This window comes from Mesorhizobium sp. M0898 (assembly GCF_040319695.1).
Taxonomy (GTDB): domain Bacteria; phylum Pseudomonadota; class Alphaproteobacteria; order Rhizobiales; family Rhizobiaceae; genus Mesorhizobium.
Genome location: NZ_JAMYOE010000001.1, coordinates 588,974 through 610,427 on the forward strand (window position 1 = coordinate 588,974; position 21,454 = coordinate 610,427).

Consider the following 21,454-nt stretch of genomic DNA (forward strand, 5'->3'; position numbering starts at 1 on the left):
TTAGCGATCGACCTCACCAAAGACGTATAGGTTCGTCATCTTGCTGCCGCCTCCTTACAAAGTTTCGCCGTACCGTCGAAACATTGGAAAGTCGGCGAATTTGTCATGACAGGCGGGCAAACGCCGGATTTACCAGCCAAGCGAGCAACAAGCCGCGCGAGCCCTGTTTTGCCGGAAGCGGCTGCCGATACTTCCGCCTTAGAGAAACTCGCGCCATCTGGCGCTGCGACGCTACACTCGCATGTATCTCTCTTGAAATAGAAAGCATCGACATCGGCGGATGCCGCTGTCGCACTTTCTTGCATGCCAAGCGTGACGTAGCTCAGTTTGAAGTGCTGCTTCACAAGATCGGAAGCATCGATAGACGCCCCGCACTCGATTGCATATGCAGGGTGCATTGCGACAGCAATGAAGATTAACGTGAGGCTCAGAGTGCGATTCACCGATCGACCTCACCAAACACGATGTCGAGTGAACCCAGCACCGCGGTGACGTCGGCCAACATGTGGCCGCGGCACAAAAAGTCCATCGCCTGCAGATGGGCAAAGCCTGGCGCGCGCAGCTTGCAGCGGTAGGGCTTGTTGGTGCCGTCGGAGACGAGATAGACGCCGAATTCGCCCTTCGGCGCCTCGACGGCGGCATAAACCTCGCCGGCCGGCACGCGGTAGCCCTCCGTGTAAAGCTTGAAGTGATGGATCAGCGCTTCCATCGAGCGCTTCATCGCCGCACGCTTCGGCGGCACCACCTTGCCGTCGAGGTTAGACACCGGCCCGCTGCCTTCCTTGCCGAGCAGAAGGTCGATGCACTGGCGCATGATCTTCGCCGATTGCCGCATCTCTTCCATGCGCACGAGATAGCGGTCGAAACAGTCGCCGTTCTTGCCGATCGGAATGTCGAAATCCAGCTCGGCATAACATTCGTAGGGCTGCGATTTGCGCAGATCCCATGGCGCACCCGAGCCGCGCACCATGACGCCTGAAAAACCCCAGGCCCAGGCGTCCGCCAGGGAGACGGTGGCAATGTCTACATTGCGCTGCTTGAAGATACGGTTGCCGGTCAAGAGCGAGTCGAGGTCGTCGACCGATTTCAGGAACGGGTCGATCCACTTGCCGATGTCTTCGATCAGCTTCTGCGGCAGGTCCTGGTGGACGCCGCCGGGGCGGAAATAGGCCGCGTGCATGCGCGAACCCGAGGCGCGCTCATAGAACACCATCAGCTTTTCGCGCTCGACGAAGCCCCACAGCGGCGGCGTCAGCGCGCCGACATCCATCGCCTGCGTCGTCACGTTGAGGATATGCGACATGATGCGGCCGATCTCGGAGTAGAGAACTCGGATCAACTGCCCGCGCTTCGGCACCTCGATGCCGAGCAGCCGCTCCGCGGCAAGCGCGAAGGCATGCTCCTGGTTCATCGGCGCGCAATAGTCGAGCCGGTCGAGATAGGGCACGGCCTGCAGGTAAGTCTTATGCTCGATCAGCTTTTCCGTCCCGCGATGCAACAGCCCGATATGCGGATCGACGCGATCGACGACTTCGCCGTCAAGCTCCAGCACCAGGCGCAAAACGCCGTGCGCCGCTGGATGTTGCGGGCCAAAATTGATGTTGAAGTTGCGAACGGAGGTTTCAGCCATTTACTGCTTTGCCTTTTCATCCCCCGGAAGCACGTAATCCGTACCTTCCCACGGAGACAGAAAATCGAAATTGCGGAATTCCTGCTTGAGCTCCACCGGCTCGTAGATGACGCGCTTGGCTTCGTCGTCGTAACGCACCTCGACGAAGCCGGTCAGCGGAAAGTCCTTGCGCAGCGGATGGCCTTCAAAGCCGTAATCGGTCAAAATCCGCCGCAGATCCGGATGGCCTGAAAACAGCACGCCGTAAAGATCGTAGGTCTCGCGCTCGAACCAGTCGGCGCCGGGATAAATCCCGGTGATCGACGGCACCAGCGTCTCTTCGTCGGCTTGGATCTTTATGCGGACGCGGATATTCTGCCTCGGCGACAGCAGATGATAGACCACATCGAAGCGCTTTGCCCGCGACGGATAATCGGCGCCGCAAACGTCAATGATCGAAATGAACTGGCATTTCGGGTCGTCGCGCAGGAAGGTCACCACCTCGATCAGGTCGCGCGGCTCGACCGAGATAGTGAGTTCGCCATAGGCGAGCACCGCCACGCCGATCCGGCCGATCAGCTTCTCGCCGAGATAGGTCGAGAGGTCATTCAACGCCTGGGTCATGCCGCTCACCGCTCGATCGTGCCGGTGCGGCGGATCTTCTTCTGCAGCAGAAGGATGCCGTAAAGCAGCGCTTCGGCGCTCGGCGGGCAGCCGGGCACGTAGATGTCGACCGGCACGATGCGGTCGCAGCCGCGCACCACCGAATAGGAATAATGATAATAGCCGCCGCCATTGGCGCAGGAGCCCATCGAGATGACGTAGCGCGGCTCCGGCATCTGATCGTAGACCTTGCGCAGCGCCGGCGCCATCTTGTTGGTCAGCGTGCCGGCGACGATCATGATGTCGGACTGGCGCGGGGACGCGCGCGGCGCGACACCGAACCTCTCCGAGTCATAGCGCGGCATCGACGTATGGATCATCTCGACCGCGCAGCAGGCGAGACCGAAGGTCATGAACATCAACGAGCCGCTGCGCGCCCAGGTGATCAGCGCCTCGGTCGAGGTGACGAGAAAGCCCTTGTCGGCGAGCTCGTTGTTGATCTCCAGGAAGAATGGATCGTCGGACCCGACCGGCCTGCCGGTGTTGGGGTCGATGAGGCCCTTGGGCTTCGGCGCGACGAGCGTGCCGGAACTGTCGTTCAATCCCATTCCAGCGCTCCTTTTTTCCATTCATAGGCAAAACCGATGGTCAGCACCGCCAAAAACACCATCATCGACCAGAAACCGAGCATGCCGATCTGGCTGAACGACACCGCCCAAGGAAACAGGAAGGCCACCTCCAGATCGAAGATGATGAACAGGATCGACACCAGGTAGAAGCGGATATCGAACTTCATGCGGGCGTCGTCGAACGAGTTGAAGCCGCACTCATAGGCGGAAAGCTTTTCCGGATCGGGGTTGCGGTAGGCCACCAGGAACGGTGCAGCGAGCAGCGCCAGCCCGACGATCAGCGCCACGCCGATGAACAGGACGATGGGCAGGTACGAACCTAAAAGTGCGTTCATGCTGCAGTTTCCGTTGGCGGCCAATCCACTCTGATTACAGCACCGGACCCACTTGCGGAAGCGTGACAGTTTAACCACTGAACCGTTTTAAGGGGGCTCTATGCTGCAACGCGGCGAGGGTTAGCGCAGCGCTTTCGGCGAAGCAAGTCAAACCTTGTTCAAATCGCGGTGCTGGACGGCATATCCGGGAAAACTGGTCCGATCCGCTCCTGTTTGATTTCCTTCACTTTTTACTCCACTTTTCTCTCCTGACATGGATGCCGCCAAAACCCTGCTAGCATGGCACGGAATCGCAGGTCATTTTCTCTGTCTAAAATCCTCCGGATGCCGCCTTCATGAAGGAAAAAATCTCGCTTGCCACGGCCCGCCGCATCGCGCTCGCGGCACAGGGATTCAATGACCCGCGACCCACCGGCACGCCTGACCGCCGGCATCTGGCCCGCGTGCTTGCCCGTACCGGCCTGCTGCAGATCGATTCCGTCAGCGCCGTGGTGCGCGCCCACTATATGCCGCTCTATTCGCGGCTTGGCCCCTACAAGCTGGCGCTGCTCGACGACGCCGCCGTAACGCGCAAGCGCATGGTCTTCGAATATTGGGCGCACGAAGCCTCCTTCTTGCCGGTCGAGACCTATCCGTTGATGCGCTGGCGCATGCAGCGGGCCGAGTGCGGCGACGAAATGTACAGCGGACTGGCCAAATGGGGCCGCGAGCACGCCGCCTATATCGAAGACATCTATCGCGAGGTCGCCGAACGAGGCCCGATCGCGGCGTCGGCTTTCGAAGGGCAGAAGGGTTCGGGCGGCTGGTGGGGCTGGAGCCATGCCAAGCACGCCTTCGAATGGCTGTTCTGGGCCGGCCGCATCACCACGGCGCATCGCCGCGGCTTCGAACGGTTCTACGATCTGCCGGAGCGCGTGCTGCCGCCAACAATACTGAGTCTGCCAACGCCCTCCACCGAAGACGCTCACCGCGAATTGCTGCGCATCTCGGCCCGCGCCCACGGCATCGCCACGGCAGGAGACCTGCGCGACTATTTCCGCCTCTCGCCCGCCGACATCAAGGGCCGCATCGAGGAGTTGGTCGAGGCCGGCGACCTGTTGCCGGTGAGCGTCGAAGGCTGGAACAAAACAGCCTATCTCCACAAGGACGCCCGTTTGCCGCGCAAGATCGAGGCGCGCGCCTTGCTCGCGCCGTTCGATCCTGTCGTCTTCGAGCGGTCGCGCACCGAGCGGTTGTTCGATTTCCACTACCGCATCGAGATCTACACGCCGGCCGAAAAGCGCCGGTATGGCTATTATGTGCTGCCATTCCTGCTCGGCGACAGCATCGTCGGGCGCGTTGACCTCAGGGCCGACCGCCCGGCCGGCGTACTGCGCGTCCATGCCGCCTATGCGGAGCCCGGCGCCTCGCTGCAAACCGCAGCCGAGCTTTTCGAAGAATTGAAGCAGATGCAGGGCTGGCTCGGCCTGGAACGCATCGAGGTGACCGCTGCCGGCGACCTCGGCCGGCCGCTCGCGGATATCGCCGCGCCATAGACGTGCGTTGACACGACTGCCCCCACAAGCCTAAATCCGTTCCAGACGGTCCCCTGCCCGCAACGGCAAGGGCCAAGAGGGAATGCGGTGCGAAATCTCGATTTCAAATCCGCGGCTGTCCCCGCAACTGTAAGCGACGAGCCAAGGCCGAAAACCACTGGGATGTTCCCGGGAAGGCGGCACCCAGGCGATGACCCGCGAGCCAGGAGACCTGCCGTCTAGGACATAAGAATCCGATCGCCTGGCGGGTTTTCCGGGCAAGGAGCCTGATTTGGAACGCGACAGCAGTTTTCCGGCTGAGACAGCGGATTTATTGTCCGGCCTTGGTGATTCCCCGGCCGGCGTTACCGTCATCGTCTGCTCGTCATGCCGTGACGAGACCGGTTCGGACGCTCATCCGCGCGCCGGCGAACTGCTCGCAGAGGACACGCGCCGCGCCGCTTCCAGCGAAAACATCAAAATCCGCACCGTCGAATGCCTCGGCAATTGCAAGCGCCGGCTCAGCGCGGCCATGCTGCGCGACGGCTGCTGGAGTTACGTCTTCGGTGATCTGACCACGACCAGCGGCGCCGATCTCGTCACCGGGGCAAAGCTGTTTGCCACCTCGACGGATGGGCTCATTCCTTGGCGCGGCCGTCCCGATTGCCTGAAGCGCGGCCTTGTTGCCCGCATCCCTCCCCTCGACCTTTTGAAGGACCTGACATGACCGCTGCCTCCCTTTCACGCGTTTCCTGCACCGTGGTCACCGGCTTTCTCGGCGCCGGCAAGACGACGTTGATCCGCCATTTGCTCGAAAACGCCAAAGGCAAGCGCCTGGCCATCATCGTCAACGAGTTCGGCGACATCGGCATCGACGGCGAGATTCTGAAGGGCTGCGCCATCGACACCTGCCCCGAGGAAAACATCGTCGAGCTGGCCAATGGTTGCATCTGCTGCACCGTCGCCGATGATTTCGTACCGGCGCTGGACCAGATCCTGTCGCTGACGCCGAGGGTCGACCACATCCTGATCGAGACATCCGGCCTCGCTTTGCCCAAGCCGCTGGTCCAGGCCTTCCAGTGGCCGTCGGTGAAAAGCCGCGTGACGGTGGACGGCGTCATTGCCGTGGTCGACGGACCGGCGCTGGCTGATGGCCGCGTAGCCAACGACATGGACGCCCTGCAGGCCCAGCGCGCGCAGGACGAGACGCTCGACCATGACGATCCGGTCGAGGAAGTGTTCGAAGACCAGCTCGCCTGCGCCGACCTGATCATCCTGTCGAAGAGCGACCTGATGGACGCAGCCGGCTCGGCCCGTGCCAATGCCGTCATCGGCAAGCACGTTGCGCGGGCGGTGAAGATCGTACCGACTTCGCAAGGCAAGGTCGACCCGTCGGTGCTGCTCGGCCTCGGCCTCGCCGTCGAGGACGACATCGAGAACCGCAAGACCCACCACGACGACGAGCTCGACCACGAACATGACGATTTTGACTCGTTCGTCATCGACATCGCGTCTGTGTCCAACCCGGACGAGCTCGCACAACGGGTCGCCACGGCGGCGGAGGAAGAAAACGTGTTGCGCGTCAAGGGTTTCGTCGAAGTCGGCGGCAAGCCGATGCGGCTCCTGCTGCAGGCCGTCGGTCCGCGCGTCAACCACTATTACGACCGCGCCTGGACCGCTGAAGACGACCGCCGCTCGCGCCTGGTCGTCATCGGCCTGAAAGGGCTGAACCGCCCGGCCATCGAGCGTATCCTCGCCGGCTGACCCCAGGTACGAGCCGCGATGCACATCCTCACCACCACATCCGCCTCGCTCGACGATCTCGCCGAGCCTGTCGATCTCAGGCAAACGCCTGCGGATGTCGTGGCGCTGTCCTTCACCGACAGCGACCTGGCCGGGCTGGCGGCGGCGTGGAGGGCAGATGCGCACCGCCTGCCGTCGATGCGGCTCGCCGCCTTGCGCGACCTGCGCCATCCGATGTCCGTCGACCTGTGGATCGACAGCGTCGCCCGCCACGCCAAGGTCATTCTGGTCCGCATCCTCGGCGGCTATGACTGGTGGCGCTATGGCTGCGACCAGCTCGCCGCTATCGCGCGAAATCGCGGTATCAAGCTGGCGCTGCTGCCGGGCGAGAGCCACGACGAGGATTTGCGGCTGATCGAAGGCTCGACGCTGCCGCGCGAGGAGTTGGACGGCCTGCTTGGCTATTTCCGCGAGGGCGGACCGGCAAATATGACGGCGCTGGTGCAGAGGCTGGCAAGTCTCGCTGGATCGGGTGCGGCTGTAGCCGAACCTGTCAGCGTGCCAAAGGCGGGATTTTACGAGCCGGGACTGGGGGTCGCAGAACGCGGCGTCCCCCTCCTCCTCGAGAGGAGGGTCCGGCCGCAGGCCGGGGGCGGGATCCTCTCCGAAGCGCGCCTACACAAAACGTCGACCACTGCCGTGACGACCCCACCCGGCCGTGCGGGCCACCCTCCCCTCGAGGGGGAGGGGGACGTCGTGCCAATTCTCTTCTACCGTTCGATGCTGCTCGCGGCCGATGTCGCGCCCATCGACGCGCTTTTCGAAGCCCTGCGCCACCGCGGCATGGTTCCCGTGCCTATGTTCGTCTCCAGCCTCAAGGACCCGGCGTCGCTCGCCTTTGTCGAAACCGCGCTCGCAACCCTGAAGCCTGCCGCCATCATCACCGCCACAGCTTTCGCCTCGGGTGCCGAGCCCGGCTTTGAAACCCTGTTCGACCGCGCCGGCGTGCCGGTGTTCCAGGTCATCGTCGCAACCACCCGCCGCGACATCTGGCAAACCAATCAGCGCGGCCTGGCGCCCGCCGACCTTGCCATGCATGTCGTCCTGCCCGAGCTCGACGGCCGCATCCTGGCCGGCGCCATTTCATTCAAGGGCGAAAGCGAAACCGACCCGGCGCTGGCCTTCCGCGCCTTCGCCAACCGGCCTGAGCCCGACCGCGTGGCGCAAGTGGCGAACCGTGTCGAGGCCTTCGTGCGCCTGCAGCGGACGCCGCGTGCGGAGCGCAAGCTCGCCATCCTGATCCCCGACTATCCGAGCGCCCCCGGTCGCACCGGCTACGCGGTTGGTCTCGACGTGCCGTCCAGCGTGCTGGCAATGCTGCGCGACCTCAGCGAACAGGGCTACGCCGTTGAAAGCATTCCACAAACGCCGCGCGAGTTGCTGGATGCGTTGGAAAAGGACAGCCAAGGGCTGGCATTGAAGGAGTATTTGACCTTCTCGACGGAATTGCCGCCGTCGGCCATCGCTGCGGTGGAAGCCGCATGGGGAAATCCAGAAGATGAGACAGGTTTGTGCGAGGCACCCCCCTCTGTCCTGCCGGACATCTCCCCCTCAAGGGGGGAGATTAGCAGTTCCGCCACCGGCTCTCCCTTAAGGCCCTCGGTAATTGGCGAAAGTAGAGACAACAGCGCAATCTCCCCCCTTGAGGGGGAGATGTCCGGCAGGACAGAGGGGGGCGCGACAGAACGCCAACCTTCGCTGCTGGTCAGCGAAAAACAATTCGCCTTCCGCACAGCCACCTTCGGCAACGTCACCGTGGCACTCGCCCCTGACCGCGGGCGCTCAGCCGACCGCCGCGCCGACTATCACGACCCGACGCTGCCGCCGCGCCATGCGCTGGTCGCCTTTGGGCTCTGGCTGCGCAAGTCGCTCGGCATCCATGCAATTGTCCATGTCGGCGCCCATGGCACGCTGGAGTGGCTGCCCGGCAAGACCGTGGCGCTCAGCAAAAACTGCTTTCCCGAGATAGTCACCGGTCCCCTGCCCGTCATCTATCCCTTCATCGTCTCCAACCCGGGAGAGGCAGCGCAGGCCAAGCGGCGCATTGCCGCCGTCACGCTCGGCCATCTGCCGCCGCCGCTGACCGGCGCCGGGCTGGACGAAAACCAGCACCGGCTTGAACGACTGGTTGACGAATATGCCCAGGCCGACGGGCTCGACCGCCGCCGCCGCGACCGCCTGGCGAAGCTGATCGTCGAGACGGCGGAAAAGACCGGCCTCGCCTCGGAAGCCGGGGTTGCCCAAACCGACGTCCCCGACGAAGCGCTGCGCCGCATCGACGCCTGGCTCTGCGATCTCAAGGATTTCGCCATCAAGGACGGCCTGCACATTTACGGCCGCTCGCCGGAAGGCGAGGCTGATCCGTTGCGGCGGCAAAGCGCGGCAGCTGAAAAAACCGCGCTGCTTGCCGCCCTCGACGGCCGCCACGTCGCTGCCGGTCCGGCCGGTGCGCCGGCGCGTGGCCGGAGCGATGTGCTGCCCACCGGCCGCAATTTGTTTACCGCCGACCCGCGCACCATGCCGACGCCGACCGCCTATGATCTGGGCAAGGTGGCAGCGGAAGAAGTGGTCCGCAGCTACATGCAATCGCATGGCGACTGGCCGCGCTCGCTGGTCATCGACCTGTGGGGCTCGGCCTCGCTGCGCACCGGCGGTGAGGAGATCGCGCAAGGCCTGGCGCTGATGGGCTGCCGGCCGCAATGGGATTCCGCCACCGGCCGCATCACCGGCATAGATGTGCTGCCGCCGGCAACACTCGGCCGTCCGCGCATCGATGTCATCTGGCGCATATCGGGCCTGTTCCGCGACATGTTCCCGACCCAGATCGCGCTGATCGACGCCGCGGCCAACGCGGTGGCGACCCGCGACGAGGATGATTCGGAAAACCCGCTCGCCGCTAGGACCCGCATCGACGGCAAGATCAGCCCGCGCATTTTCGGCACCTCGCCGGGCACTTACGGCGCGGGCGTCGAGGACTTGTTGTCGAGCGGCGACTGGGCCGCGCGCGAAGAGATCGGCCGCACCTATCTCGCCGCCACCTCGCACGCCTATGGCGGCTCCGAGGGCAAAGGCATTTCGGCGCCCGGCGCGTTCGAGGATCGCCTCGCCGAGGCCGACCTTCTGGTTCATACCGGCGACGACCCCGGCCGCGACATCCTCGAAGGCTCGGCCGACGTCGCCTTCATCGGCGGCTTTTCGGCAGCGCTTGCCGCGCTCGGCAAGAACGCCGACGTGATCGTGCTCGACACCACGGACCCGCAAAAGCCGAAGCCGCGCTCGATCAGTGAGGCCGTATCCCGGGTAGTTCGCGCCCGCGCGGTCAACCCGCGCTTCATCGCCGGCCAGCTGCGGCACGGGCCGCGCGGCGCCTCGGAATTCGCCGAGACGGTCGACCGGCTGGTCGGCTTTGCCGAGACTACCCATGCCATATCGGGCACGCTGATCGAGGCGGTGCACGACGCCTATCTTGGCGACCCCGTGGTGCGCGCCTTCATCCTGCGCGAGAACCCGGCGGCGGCGAAGGTGATCGCCGAGCGTTTGCTGTCGGCACGGCGGCGCGGGCTCTGGCATCCGCTGCGCAATTCGATCGATGGCGATCTCGCCGCACTGATTGCCGAAGCGCAAGCGCTGGGAGTGGCGGCATGAACGCTTTCTCGCTCCGTGGCGCCTGCCCTGCCTTGTCCGCGCCGATGCAGACCGGCGACGGGCTGCTGGTGCGGCTCAATCCGGTCGCTGGAGGACTGTTGCCGAAATCGTGGATCGGACTCTGCGAATCCGCCTTGCGCCATGGCAACGGTATCATGGAAGTGACCGCCCGCGGCAGCCTGCAGATCCGCGGCCTGACGCCGGCAAGCGCGCGGCTGCTGGCGATGGAGGTCGATGTGCTCGGCATCGCGGTGCGCACCGGCGTGCCGGTCGAGACCGGCCCGCTGGCCGGGCTCGACCAGGAGGAGATAGCCGACCCGCGCCCAATGGCGCAGCGGATTCGGGCGGCAATTGAGGACGCCGGTGTTACGCAACGCCTTGGCCCGAAGGTGTCGGTGATTGTTGACGGCCGCGGGCAACTGACGATGGATGCGGTTACGGCCGATGTCAGGCTGGTCGGGGTGCGGGCCGCCGACGGAATTAAGTGGCGGGTATCGCTCGCCGGAGATGCGCAGGGTGCCACGCCGCTGGCGATGTCCGAGGAAGATGCGGCTTGTGACATCGCCGTCGCCATTCTCAGGATGGTTGCCGAAAAGGGCCGCGATGCCCATGCGCGGGATTTGACGGCGAGGCAGCTGAGATCTCTCGCAAGTTGGCGATCCGTCGCGCCCCCCTCTGTCCTGCCGGACATCTCCCCCATAAGGGGGGAGATCGGCAGCTTCGCCGGCGGCTTCCCCCCAGCACCTTCGGCGATTGGCGAAATCGGAGACGAAGGCGCAATCTCCCCCCTAGAGGGGGAGATGTCCGGCAGGACAGAGGGGGGCGCGAAGGATCGCCGGCCCATCGGAGTTTTCGATCTGGCAGCCGGCAGTACCTCCCTCGGCATCGGTCTGCCGTTCGGCAGCATACCAGCGCAAAAACTTATCAATCTCACCCAATACGCCCTCACCCTCGGCACCACCGAAATCCGCCTGGCGCCGGGTCGCGCGCTGCTTTTGCTTGGCCTCTCCCCAGCCGCATGTCTTTCACTCCAGAAAACCGCCGCAGCCCTCGGCTTTGTCACCGACGGAGCCGATCCGCGCACCAGGATCGCCACCTGCCCCGGCGCACCCGCCTGCGCCTCCGGCCGGATCGCCACCCGCGACATCGCCGAGATCATCGCTACAGAAAACCGCGACATCCTTGATTCCTCGCTGACGCTGCACATCTCCGGCTGCGCCAAGGGCTGTGCCCATCCCGGTCCGGCGGCGCTGACCCTGGTCGGTGGCGAAAACGGAGCCGGACTTGTCGTGGACGGGACGGCAAAGGCATTGCCCGCCGGATACAGGCCGGGCTACGACGCCGCGCACGGCATCGGCCGCGTTGCAGCGGCGATCCGCAGCGCACGACATTCCGGCGAGACTGCTGCCGCCTGCCTGGCAAGGCTCGGCGCGGCCGGCATCACCGAAATCTACCGACAGGAATGAGCATGCCCGCCCAGAACGCCTACGACTACATCCATGATGGCACGGCGATCTACGAGCGCTCCTTCGCCATTATCCGCGCCGAGGCCGACCTTTCGCGCTTTTCCGAAGCCGAGGCCGAAATCGCTATCCGCATGATCCACGCCTGCGGCCAGGTCGATGCTTGCAGGCACTTCGTTTTCTCGAGCGATTTCGTCGCCGCCGCGCGCACGGCGCTGGCGGCCGGCGCGCCGATCTTCTGCGATGCGCAGATGGTCTCGCATGGCGTCACGCGCGCCCGGCTGCCGGCCGGCAATGAGGTGATCTGCACGCTGCGCGATCCGCGGACCGCCGACATCGCGAAAAAGATCGGCAACACCCGCTCGGCCGCCGCGATCGACCTGTGGGGCGAGCGCATGGCCGGTTCGGTCGTCGCCATCGGCAATGCGCCGACAGCCCTTTTCTATCTGCTGGAAAAGCTGCGCGACGGCGCGCCGAAGCCGGCGGCGATCATCGGCATGCCGGTCGGGTTTGTCGGTGCCGCCGAATCGAAGGATGCGCTGGCCGAAAATTCCTATGGCGTGCCTTACGCCATCGTGCGCGGCCGGCTGGGCGGCAGCGCCATGACCGCCGCCGCACTCAATGCATTGGCGAGGCCGGGCCTATGAATACGATTGCAAAAGGCAGGCTTGTCGGCGTCGGCACCGGACCCGGCGACCCGGAACTCTTGACGCTGAAGGCAGCGCGCGCGCTCGCCGAGGCCGATGTCGTCGCGCATTTCGCCAAGCGCGGCAACAACAGCAATGCGCGCGCCATTGTCGGCGCGCATTTTCGCCCTGATCTGATCGAACTGCCGCTGCTCTACCCGGTGACGACCGAGATCGACAAGGACCACAGCGATTACCGCTCGCAGATAACCGATTTCTACGAGCAATCGGCCGAAAAGGTCGCCGCGCACCTCAGCGCCGGCAGGATGGTCGCTGTGCTTTCGGAAGGCGACCCGCTTTTCTACGGCTCCTACATGCATCTTCATGTCCGGCTGGCGCACCGCTTTCCGAGCGAAGTCATTCCCGGCGTCACCGCCATGTCCGGCTGCTGGTCGGCGACCGGCCTGCCTATCGTCCAGGGTGACGACGTGCTGACGGTGCTGCCGGGCACCATGAGCGAATTCGAGCTGACGCGTCGCCTCGCCGATACCGACGCTGCGGTGATCATGAAGGTCGGCCGCAACCTGCCCAAGATCAGGCGCGCGCTGGAGGCAACCGACAAGCTGGCGCGGGCCATCTATGTCGAGCGCGGCACCATGCCGGGCGGCGTCTCGATGCGGCTGGCCGATAAAAAGGACGACCAGGCGCCTTATTTCGCCATCGTGCTGGTGGCCGGCTGGTCGGGCCGGCCAAGCGCATTGAAAGCCGAAGCATGAGCGGCCGCCTCACTGTCATCGGCCTCGGGCCCGGCAACGCCGACCAGGTGACGCCGGAGGCAACCCGCGCCGTTGCCGAGGCAAAATTCTTCTACGGCTATAAACCCTATCTCGACCGGCTCGATCTGCGCCCCGACCAGATTCGCGCCGCTTCCGACAATCGCGAGGAACTCGCGCGCTCCAGGGACGCGCTGCTCAAGGCTGCGGAAGGCCACGATGTCGCCGTCGTGTCGGGCGGCGATCCCGGCGTCTTCGCCATGGCCGCGGCCGTCTGCGAGGCGATGGAGGCGGGCCCACCCGAATGGCGCGCGGTCGACATCGCCATCGTGCCCGGTATCACCGCCATGCTCGCCGTCGCCGCCCGCATCGGCGCGCCGCTCGGCCATGATTTCTGCGCCATCTCCCTGTCCGACAATCTGAAGCCGTGGGATCTGATCGAGCTACGCCTGCTGGCGGCAGCCGGCGCTGGCTTCGTAATCGCGCTCTACAACCCGATCAGCAAGGCGCGCCCATGGCAGCTAGGCCGCGCCTTCGAATGCCTTGCTGCGATCCTGCCCGGCACCACGCCGGTGATCTTCGGCCGTGCCGCCGGCCGTCCCGACGAGCGCATCGAGGTTTTTCTGCTGGCCGACGCCGATGCCGCGAAGGCCGACATGTCGACCTGCATCATCATCGGCTCGCCGGAAACCAGGATCATCAAGCGGGGTGACAAGGCCGCGCTGGTCTACACGCCGCGTTCGGCAGCGGGCCCAAGAACATGACCGACCAGAACATGATCGACCATCGCGGCAAGAGATTCGACGGTCTCAGCCGACGTGACGTCCGGCAGCGCCGGCCTGCGGATCATCACCACCTCGATTCCCAGCGCTCGCGCCGCCGCGATCTTGCCGTAGGTCGCCTCGCCGCCGCTGTTTTTGGAAACAACGAATTCGATGTGGTGTTGCAGAAGCAGTGCATGTTCGTCGACTTCCCGAAACGGCCCGCGCGCCAAGAGATAGCTCGCGCGGGGCACAGCGAGCCTGGGCTCGACCGGGTCGACACTGCGGATGAGATAATGATGCTGGGGAGCGGCCTTGAAGGCAGCGACCTCCTGTCGCCCGAGCGCCAGGAACACGCGGCGCGGCACCGGTCCCAAAGCCGTCACCGAGCTGGCAACGGTGTCGACCAACATCCAGTGATCACCTTCGACCGCCTCCCATCCGGGACGCCTGAGCGCAACGATAGGCACGCCGGTCATGCGCGCTGCTTCCGCCGCATTGGCGGAGATTCGCGCCGCATAGGGATGCGTGGCGTCGATCAGCAGGTCGATCTTGTTCTGGCGGAGATACGCCGCCAGCCCGCCGGCACCGCCGAAGCCGCCGACCCGCACCGGCACCCCCTGCGCGGCCGGGTTTTCAGTGCGGCCGGCCAGCGACAGCATGACCGAAATATCCGCGCGCGCGGCCAGCTTTCCGGCCATTTGCCGGGCTTCGGTGGTTCCGCCGAGGATCAGTATGCGGTGGGTCATTATGCCTGCTGAAGCTCCGCGCGGCGCCAAGCTCACCTCAAAGTGGCTCACGATCATCGGCATCGGCGAGGACGGTGTAGCGGGTCTCGGCGACGAGGCCAAGCAGTTGATCGCGGAGGCCGAATTCGTCTTCGGCGGCAAGCGCCACCTTGCCCTCGTCGCGTCGCTCGCCAAAGGTGAAGCGCGCGCCTGGCCGACACCTTTCGATGCCGAGATGCGCGACGTGCTGGCGCTCTCCGGCAGACGCGTCTGCGTGCTGGCCTCCGGCGATCCCCTCTACCACGGTGTCGGCGTCACCCTCGCCCGCAAGGTCGCGGCAGAGGGTATGCGGGTGATCCCCGCGCCCTCGGCCTTTTCGCTGGCCGCCTCACGCCTGGGCTGGGCGCTGCAGGACGTCGAGACCATTTCGCTGCATGGCCGCTCGCTCGACCTGATCCGGCCGTTGCTGCATCCTTGCACCCGCATTCTCGCGCTGACCTCGGACAGCGATGCACCGGGAGCGATTGCCCGTCTCATGACCGAACTTGGCTTCGGCGCTTCGCGGTTGATGGTGCTGGAGGCGCTGGGTGGGCCGAACGAAAGCCTGCGCTCGGCGAGCGCCGGCACTTTCGACCTCGAAAAGATCAACCCGCTCAACGTGCTCGCGATCGAAGTTGAATCGACTTCGCAAGCACGCATCCTGCCGCTGACACCGGGACTTGCCGATCATTTGTTCGAGCATGACGGCCAGATCACCAAACGCGAAGTGCGCGCCATCACCCTGTCCGCTCTCGCGCCAAGACGCGGCGAACTGCTGTGGGACATCGGCGCCGGATCGGGCTCCATTGGCATCGAATGGATGCTGGGGCATCCCTCCATGCGCGCCATTGCCGTTGAGGCTGATCCGACCCGCGCCGCGCGCATCCGACGCAACGCCGCGGCTTGCGGCGTTCCCAGTCTCACCGTCGTCGAAGGTTCGGCACCGCAAGCTCTTGCCGGGCTGGAGACGCCCGCGGCGATCTTCATCGGCGGCGGCGGCAGCGATGCCGGCGTGCTGGAAGGAGCCATCGATGCCTTGCCTGCCGGCGGCCGCCTCGTCGCCAATGCGGTGACCCTGGAGATGGAGGCGCTGCTGCTTTCCCGTCACGCCGCGCACGGCGGCCAGCTCGCCCGCATCGCTGTATCCCGTGCTTCGCCGGTTGGTTCGATGCAGGCCTGGCGGCCGGCTATGCCGGTCACTCAATGGAGTTGGGTCAAGCCATGATGGTCGCGGGCATCGGCAGCCGCAAAGGCGTCAGCGCAACGGACGTGCTTGCCGCGGTAGAAACCGCGCTGGAGGCGCACGGGCTTGCCCTGCCCGCGCTTTCGGCCCTCGCGACCGCGTCTCTCAAGCAGGATGAGGCGGCAATCTTCGACGCCGGACGCGAACTCCGCCTTCCGGTGATCGTTGTCGGGCAGGACGAACTCAAAGCCGCATCTACGACCAGCCGTTCCGACCTATCGCAGGAGCATGCCGGCACGCCGTCAGTTTCCGAAGCCTCGGCGCTTGCCGCCGCCGGCAAAGGCGCAAAACTGCTCGGGCCGCGCACCGTGCTCGGTGCTGTCACTTGCGCCATCGCCATCAGCGGAGAGGCGGCATGACCGTTCACTTCATCGGTGCCGGCCCGGGTGCTGCCGACCTCATCACCTTGCGCGGCAGCCGCCTGCTCGGCAGTTGTCCCGTCTGCCTCTATGCCGGATCGATCGTCGCGCCCGAGCTGTTGCAGCACTGCGCGCCCGGAACGAGGTTGATCGACACCGCGCCGATGTCGCTCGACGAGATCGAGGCCGAATATCTGGCCGCCCACGCGGCCGGCAATGATGTCGCCCGCCTGCATTCCGGCGATCTTTCGGTGTGGAGCGCCGTTGCCGAGCAGATCCGCCGGTTGGAAAAGCACGGCATTCCCTACACGCTGACGCCGGGCGTGCCGTCATTCGCCGCTGCGGCGGCAGCGCTGCGCCGCGAGCTGACCATTCCAGAAGTCGCGCAAAGCCTGGTGTTGACCCGAATCTCCGGCCGCGCCTCGAAAATGCCGCCCGGCGAAACGCTGGCCGGCTTCGGCCGCACCGGCGCCACGCTGGCCATCCACCTTGCCATCCACGCCATCGACCGCGTCGTCGCCGAGCTGACGCCGCATTGCGGCGCCGACTGCCCGGTCGCGGTCGTCTTCCGTGCCTCCTGGCCGGACGAGCGCGTGCTGACCGGCACGCTGGCCACCATCGAGGCGCAATTGGCCGCCGATCCGATGGAACGCACGGCAATCATCTTCGTCGGCCGCTCGCTGGCGGCCGAAGGCTTTGGCGAAAGTTCACTGTATGACGCGCATTACCAGCGGCGCTTTCGCGGACGGGACGGATTGTGAGCGGCAGCAATAGAAACACTACGGTCGAGCAGGCGCTCACCCGGCTGAACTTCAAGCCGCGCCAGCTGGAGCCCGGTCACGTCTGGCTAGCCGGTGCCGGCCCTGGCGATCCCGGCTGCCTGACGCTGGAAGTGCTGGCCGCCCTCGGACAGTGCGACGCGCTGGTTTATGACGCGCTGGTCTCGCCCGCGGTCGTCGCCGTCGCCGAGGGCGCGGAACTGTTCTATGCCGGCAAACGCGGCGGCAAGCCGTCGATGAAGCAGGACGACATAACCGCTCTGCTGGTCCGGCTGGCGCGCGCGGGCCGGCGCGTCGTCAGGCTGAAGGGCGGCGACCCCTATATTTTCGGGCGTGGCGGCGAAGAGGCGCTGGCGCTGGCCGGGGAAACTATCCCGTTCCGCATCCTGCCTGGCCTGACGTCCGGCCTCAGCGCGCTGGCCGCGACCGGCATTCCCGGCACCATGCGCGGCATCAACAAGGCGCTGATCCTGGCGACCGGCCATGCCGCCGGCACCGATGATGATCTCGACTGGGCGGCAATCGCTCGCACCGGCCAGCCGGTGGTCATCTATATGGGTATGGCCAACCTGCCGCTGATCGCCGCTTCGCTGCTCGAGGGCGGCCTGCCATCTTCGACGCCCGCCGCGGCCATCGTTGCCGCGACGACGCCGCAGGAGCGTATCGTCGTCGCCACGCTCGCGACGATTGCCGAGGAAACGGCCGCAGCCGGCTTGACCTCGCCGGCGCTGATCGTCGTCGGCGGGATCGTCGGGATGCGCGCGGCACTGGCGGGTGAGCCATGACCCGCGCCATCATCATCGGCGCGCCGCGCTCGGGCTCGGGCAAGACCAGCGTCACCATCGGCATTTTGCGCGCACTTGCCCGGCGCGGCCTGAAAGTGCGCGGCGCCAAATCCGGCCCGGACTATATCGATCCCGGCTTCCACACCGCCGCCACCGGGTTGTCCGGCATCAATCTCGACAGTTGGGCAATGCCGCCCGCCCTGCTCAACGCACTGGCCGGCGAAGCGACCGAGGACGCCGACTTCATCTTCCTCGAAAGCGCCATGGGCCTGTTCGACGGGATCCCTGCTGCTCCGGGCCGTTCCGGCTCGGCCGCCGATCTCGCCCGGCTCTATGGCCTGCCGGTGCTGCTGGTGCTCGACGTCTCCGGACAGTCGACCACGGCGGCGGCCGTCGCCAAGGGCTTTGCTATTTATGACCCCGATGTGCGCATGGCCGGGGTCGTGCTCAACCGGCTGGGCAGCGAGCGCCACCGCCGGCTATGCGGCGATGCCATCGAGGCACTCGGCCTGCCTGTCGTCGGCGCTATCCTGCGCGATCCCTCGCTCAACCTGCCCGAGCGCCATCTCGGCCTCGTCCAGGCCGGCGAATATGAGAATCTGATGGCGCATCTCGACCGGCTGGCCGACATGGTCGAGCGCTCGCTCGATCTCGAGGCCATCATGGCGCTGGCGGCGCCATTCACGCCCGCGCCGGGCAATTTCGACGACGCGCTGCCGCCGCCCGGCCAGCGCATCGCATTGGCCGAGGACGCCGCCTTCACCTTCCTCTATCCGCACGTTGCCGCGCATTGGCGCAAGGCCGGCGCCGAGATCGTTCCGTTCTCGCCGCTCACCGATGAGGCGCCTGGCGACGATTGCGATGTCTGCTGGCTGCCCGGCGGCTATCCCGAGCTTCACGCCGGCCGCCTCGCCGCCGCCGCGAATTTCAGGGCGGGCATGGCGAGGTTCGCCGCCACGCGGCCGGTGCACGGCGAGTGCGGCGGCTTCATGGTGTTGGGCGAAGCGCTCGAGGACGCGTCGGGCGAGACGCATCGGATGCTTGGCCTCCTCGGTCATTCGACCAGCTTCGCCAAGCGCAAGATGAATCTCGGCTACCGCGAGGCGCGGCTGCGCTCCGGCTGTCCGCTCGGCGGCCAAGGCACGCTGATCCGCGGCCATGAATTCCACTACGCGCAGATGATTGCGACCGGCAATGACGAGCCGCTGGCCGACCTCGCCGACGGTCAAGGAAATCCGCTCGGCGCCTCGGGCTACCGGCGCGGCAATGTCAGCGGCACGTTCTTCCATGCCATTGCGAGGGGCGGATGAAGGCCTCGCAACAGCAAATTCTCGATGATATCGCGCTTTGCCTCGTCTTCTTTACCCGGCTGCCGCTGCCGAGAGCCGACTTCCGTGGCCGCAGCCTTGCCGCTGCGATCTGGGCTGCACCCGTTGCCGGTCTCGCCGTCGCTCTGGTCGGTGCGCTGGTCTACGCCGGCGGCACGAGGCTCGGCCTCGCCGCTGGCCCTGCTGCAGCGTTGGCCCTTGCCGCGATCTTGCTCGCTACCGGCTGCCTGCATGAGGACGGGCTTTCGGATGTCGCCGACGGATTTGGCGGCGGCAAGACACGCGACAAAAAGCTGGAGATCATGCGCGACAGCCGCATCGGTGCCTACGGCGCTTGTGCACTTGCTGTCTCGCTGCTGATCCGCTGGAGCGTGCTCTCTGGATTCGCCGGCCCGGCTCATGTCTTCTGGGCCCTCATTGCCGCGCATGCCGCGTCGCGCGGCCTGCCCCCCGCCTTCATGCACCTGCTGCCACCGGCCCGCAGCGACGGCCTCTCGATTGATGCAGGCGCAGTCACGGCCGAAACCGCCGGTATCGGTACCGTACTCGGTGCGATCGCGCTGCTGGCGCTTGGGTTCGGCGCTGCCGTTTTCGCGATCATCCTGCTCGGTCTGTTATTCGCCGCCTTCCGCGCGCTTTGCCTGAACCAGGTCGGCGGCCAGACCGGCGACACCGTCGGCGCCCTTCAGCAGCTGGGCGAGATCGCAATCCTGCTCGTCGCTTCCGTTTCCCTTTCCTGACTCTGTTTCGGAGATTTTGCCCCCATGCCTTTCAAATCGCTCGATGAACTGCGCGCCGCCTGCCTCGACCTGCCCACTGGCAGCGATGCCGCCGCAAATGCCGTCGCCCGGCGCCAGGACACGCTGACCAAGCCGCAAGGCAGCCTCGGCCGGCTGGAGACAGTAGCCGCCTGGCTGGCGCGCTGGCAGGGCCGCGACATGCCAAAGCTCGACCGCGTCAAGGTTTTCGTCTTTGCCGGCAACCACGGCGTCACCGCGCAAGGCGTGTCGGCCTTCCCGTCGGAGGTCACCGTGCAGATGGTGGCGAATTTCGCCGGTGGGGGTGCTGCCATCAACCAGCTTGCCCGCATTGCCGGCGCCGAACTCGACGTCATCCCGCTCGACCTCGACCGCCCGACCGGCGACTTCACGCAAGAGCCGGCGATGGACGACGAGGCCTTCCTCGCCGCCGTCTCCGCGGGCTACGACGCGATCAGCAAGGAACTCGACCTCGTCTGCTTCGGCGAAATGGGCATCGGCAACACCACGCCGGCGGCGGCCATCTCGACCGCGCTGTTCGGCGGCGGCGCGGAGCGATGGACAGGGCGTGGCACCGGCGTCGACGACGCCGGCCTCGTGCGCAAGATCGTCGCCATTGAGGCCGGCCTGAAGCGCCACGCCCCGGCGCTAGCCGACCCCCTGAAAGTAGCGGCAGCCCTCGGCGGCCGCGAGCTCGCGGCGATCCTTGGTGCGACGCTGGCTGCGCGCCACCTAGGCGTCCCGGTGCTGCTCGACGGCTTCGTCTGCACCGCCGCCGCCGCACCCTTGGCGAGATTGCACTCTGCCGGCCTCGCTCACACACTGGCCGCTCACGTCTCTGCTGAATCCGGCCATCGCCGGCTGCTGGAGGCACTCGGCCTGCCGCCCTTGCTCGACCTCGGCATGCGGCTCGGCGAAGGCTCCGGCGCCTGCCTCGCAGTCAACATTGTTCGTTCAGCCCTAGAATGCCATACGCGCATGGCAAGCTTTGAAGAGGCTGGGGTCTCGGAGAAGTAAGGTGGAGCCAAGCGCGGATCGCTTTGATGAACAAACGCTCACAGATCTTCGGAGACCCCAAACAGGGGCTTCGCGATATTCTTGCTCGGATCATCAGAGATTTCGACAGCAAGAGCGGCGCTTTTGCCGGGCTGAAATACAATTCGCCGTGGATACTCGCCACCGAGGATTGGGCAGAGCGATCGGGCCATACGGTCGAAGAGCTATGCGAGATGATTTCTCAATGGCGAATCTCAATCTTTTTCTGGCGAGCAGACAGACCCGAGCATCGTTCAGATTTTTGAAGATCTTCGCAGCGCCGCGGAAGATTGGCGAACCGAGACAGACTACATCGATCCACCCCTTCCCTTCGATCCTGAAGAGGCAAAATTCCCCAATCGCAAAGAACTGAAAGCGCATACCCCCAGGGCTTGGGATTCTTTGGGATTATCGACGCAATGGCATCACTACGATGCCCGAGACCTTAGTTTTAGCGGAATTATCGAAGATAGATTTGGTCACGAAATTAGATTCTCGATGACCTTCAAGCTGGCATATGGTGGTCCCATAAGGTTGTTCTTGATAGTGATGGGGTGGACGCCCCCTCGACGGCATCGATGTGCCAGAATGGTGGTGTTTGACAGCCACCGTAAGAGAGGGAGCGTCCACAATGGAAGT

22 protein-coding genes and 1 riboswitch are annotated in these 21,454 nt (G+C 65.4%); of the genes, 16 read left to right on the top strand and 6 right to left on the bottom strand.

What is annotated here, in order from left to right; translation table 11 throughout:
- Window positions 1-35 precede the first annotated feature (35 nt).
- The 5 genes from NKH90_RS02880 to NKH90_RS02900 are packed head-to-tail and all read right to left on the bottom strand — an operon-like array spanning window position 36 to window position 3,176.
- Window positions 36-443, bottom strand: coding sequence for a hypothetical protein (locus tag NKH90_RS02880; RefSeq protein ID WP_352767873.1), 408 nt, complete (start codon window positions 441-443; stop codon window positions 36-38).
- Window positions 440-1,630 (bottom strand): NADH-quinone oxidoreductase subunit D, encoded by a 1,191-nt coding sequence (locus tag NKH90_RS02885; protein WP_352817117.1) that lies wholly within the window; start codon window positions 1,628-1,630, stop codon window positions 440-442. The genes NKH90_RS02880 and NKH90_RS02885 overlap by 4 nt, the downstream gene beginning before the upstream one ends.
- Window positions 1,631-2,233 (bottom strand): NADH-quinone oxidoreductase subunit C, encoded by a 603-nt coding sequence (locus NKH90_RS02890; RefSeq protein WP_352817120.1) that lies wholly within the window; start codon window positions 2,231-2,233, stop codon window positions 1,631-1,633.
- A gap of 5 nt (window positions 2,234-2,238) precedes the next feature.
- Complete coding sequence (locus tag NKH90_RS02895) at window positions 2,239-2,820, bottom strand: NuoB/complex I 20 kDa subunit family protein (RefSeq protein ID WP_023670824.1); 582 nt, start codon at window positions 2,818-2,820, stop codon at window positions 2,239-2,241.
- Window positions 2,811-3,176 carry an NADH-quinone oxidoreductase subunit A gene (locus NKH90_RS02900; RefSeq protein ID WP_023676631.1) on the bottom strand — a complete coding sequence of 122 codons (366 nt, stop codon included), beginning with the start codon at window positions 3,174-3,176 and terminating at the stop codon, window positions 2,811-2,813. Before NKH90_RS02900 ends, NKH90_RS02895 begins: the two co-directional genes overlap by 10 nt.
- Window positions 3,177-3,511: 335 nt before the next feature.
- On the opposite strand from NKH90_RS02900, the gene NKH90_RS02905 reads away from it, so the two are divergent.
- The 8 genes from NKH90_RS02905 to NKH90_RS02940 all read left to right on the top strand — a co-directional run bounded on the left by NKH90_RS02905 (window position 3,512) and on the right by NKH90_RS02940 (window position 13,764).
- Window positions 3,512-4,711: a winged helix-turn-helix domain-containing protein gene (locus NKH90_RS02905; protein WP_352817123.1), complete on the top strand. Its 1,200-nt coding sequence runs from the start codon at window positions 3,512-3,514 to the stop codon at window positions 4,709-4,711.
- A gap of 29 nt (window positions 4,712-4,740) precedes the next feature.
- Window positions 4,741-4,944: riboswitch (cobalamin riboswitch) on the top strand.
- A 38-nt stretch (window positions 4,945-4,982) separates the two neighbouring features.
- Entirely contained in the window at window positions 4,983-5,417 is a 435-nt protein-coding gene (locus tag NKH90_RS02910; protein WP_352817126.1) for a DUF1636 family protein, read from the top strand.
- Window positions 5,414-6,454, top strand: coding sequence for a cobalamin biosynthesis protein CobW (gene cobW / locus NKH90_RS02915; protein WP_352817129.1), 1,041 nt, complete (start codon window positions 5,414-5,416; stop codon window positions 6,452-6,454). Before NKH90_RS02910 ends, cobW begins: the two co-directional genes overlap by 4 nt.
- Before the next feature lie 18 nt (window positions 6,455-6,472).
- Entirely contained in the window at window positions 6,473-10,138 is a 3,666-nt protein-coding gene (locus tag NKH90_RS02920) for a cobaltochelatase subunit CobN (protein WP_352817132.1), read from the top strand.
- The gene (cobG, locus tag NKH90_RS02925; RefSeq protein ID WP_352817135.1) at window positions 10,135-11,604 is read left to right on the top strand and encodes a precorrin-3B synthase; all 1,470 of its coding nucleotides are present in this window, start codon (window positions 10,135-10,137) and stop codon (window positions 11,602-11,604) included. The genes NKH90_RS02920 and cobG overlap by 4 nt, the downstream gene beginning before the upstream one ends.
- Complete coding sequence (locus NKH90_RS02930; protein WP_502893717.1) at window positions 11,601-12,248, top strand: precorrin-8X methylmutase; 648 nt, start codon at window positions 11,601-11,603, stop codon at window positions 12,246-12,248. Before cobG ends, NKH90_RS02930 begins: the two co-directional genes overlap by 4 nt.
- The gene (locus tag NKH90_RS02935; protein ID WP_352817140.1) at window positions 12,245-13,003 is read left to right on the top strand and encodes a precorrin-2 C(20)-methyltransferase; all 759 of its coding nucleotides are present in this window, start codon (window positions 12,245-12,247) and stop codon (window positions 13,001-13,003) included. Before NKH90_RS02930 ends, NKH90_RS02935 begins: the two co-directional genes overlap by 4 nt.
- The gene (locus tag NKH90_RS02940) at window positions 13,000-13,764 is read left to right on the top strand and encodes a precorrin-3B C(17)-methyltransferase (RefSeq protein ID WP_352817143.1); all 765 of its coding nucleotides are present in this window, start codon (window positions 13,000-13,002) and stop codon (window positions 13,762-13,764) included. Before NKH90_RS02935 ends, NKH90_RS02940 begins: the two co-directional genes overlap by 4 nt.
- Here the strand turns inward: NKH90_RS02940 and NKH90_RS02945 are convergent.
- Window positions 13,728-14,510: a cobalt-precorrin-6A reductase gene (locus tag NKH90_RS02945; RefSeq protein ID WP_352817146.1), complete on the bottom strand. Its 783-nt coding sequence runs from the start codon at window positions 14,508-14,510 to the stop codon at window positions 13,728-13,730. The two genes, NKH90_RS02940 and NKH90_RS02945, sit on opposite strands and share 37 nt — an antisense overlap.
- Before the next feature lies 1 nt (window position 14,511).
- On the opposite strand from NKH90_RS02945, the gene cbiE reads away from it, so the two are divergent.
- The 8 genes from cbiE to NKH90_RS02985 are packed head-to-tail and all read left to right on the top strand — an operon-like array spanning window position 14,512 to window position 21,081.
- Window positions 14,512-15,753, top strand: coding sequence for a precorrin-6y C5,15-methyltransferase (decarboxylating) subunit CbiE (gene cbiE / locus NKH90_RS02950; protein WP_352817149.1), 1,242 nt, complete (start codon window positions 14,512-14,514; stop codon window positions 15,751-15,753).
- The gene (locus tag NKH90_RS02955) at window positions 15,750-16,130 is read left to right on the top strand and encodes a cobalamin biosynthesis protein (protein ID WP_352539604.1); all 381 of its coding nucleotides are present in this window, start codon (window positions 15,750-15,752) and stop codon (window positions 16,128-16,130) included. Before cbiE ends, NKH90_RS02955 begins: the two co-directional genes overlap by 4 nt.
- Entirely contained in the window at window positions 16,127-16,891 is a 765-nt protein-coding gene (gene cobM, locus NKH90_RS02960; RefSeq protein ID WP_352539603.1) for a precorrin-4 C(11)-methyltransferase, read from the top strand. The genes NKH90_RS02955 and cobM overlap by 4 nt, the downstream gene beginning before the upstream one ends.
- The gene (cobA, locus tag NKH90_RS02965; protein ID WP_352539602.1) at window positions 16,888-17,694 is read left to right on the top strand and encodes a uroporphyrinogen-III C-methyltransferase; all 807 of its coding nucleotides are present in this window, start codon (window positions 16,888-16,890) and stop codon (window positions 17,692-17,694) included. The genes cobM and cobA overlap by 4 nt, the downstream gene beginning before the upstream one ends.
- Window positions 17,691-19,004 carry a cobyrinic acid a,c-diamide synthase CobB gene (locus tag NKH90_RS02970; protein ID WP_352817156.1) on the top strand — a complete coding sequence of 438 codons (1,314 nt, stop codon included), beginning with the start codon at window positions 17,691-17,693 and terminating at the stop codon, window positions 19,002-19,004. Before cobA ends, NKH90_RS02970 begins: the two co-directional genes overlap by 4 nt.
- Window positions 19,001-19,762, top strand: coding sequence for an adenosylcobinamide-GDP ribazoletransferase (gene cobS / locus NKH90_RS02975; protein WP_352817159.1), 762 nt, complete (start codon window positions 19,001-19,003; stop codon window positions 19,760-19,762). Before NKH90_RS02970 ends, cobS begins: the two co-directional genes overlap by 4 nt.
- A 24-nt stretch (window positions 19,763-19,786) precedes the next feature.
- Window positions 19,787-20,797, top strand: coding sequence for a nicotinate-nucleotide--dimethylbenzimidazole phosphoribosyltransferase (cobT, locus tag NKH90_RS02980; protein ID WP_352767852.1), 1,011 nt, complete (start codon window positions 19,787-19,789; stop codon window positions 20,795-20,797).
- A 26-nt stretch (window positions 20,798-20,823) separates the two neighbouring features.
- Window positions 20,824-21,081, top strand: a complete 258-nt coding sequence (locus tag NKH90_RS02985; protein WP_352817162.1) for a hypothetical protein — start codon at window positions 20,824-20,826, stop codon at window positions 21,079-21,081.
- The last annotated feature ends 373 nt before the right edge of the window (window positions 21,082-21,454 follow it).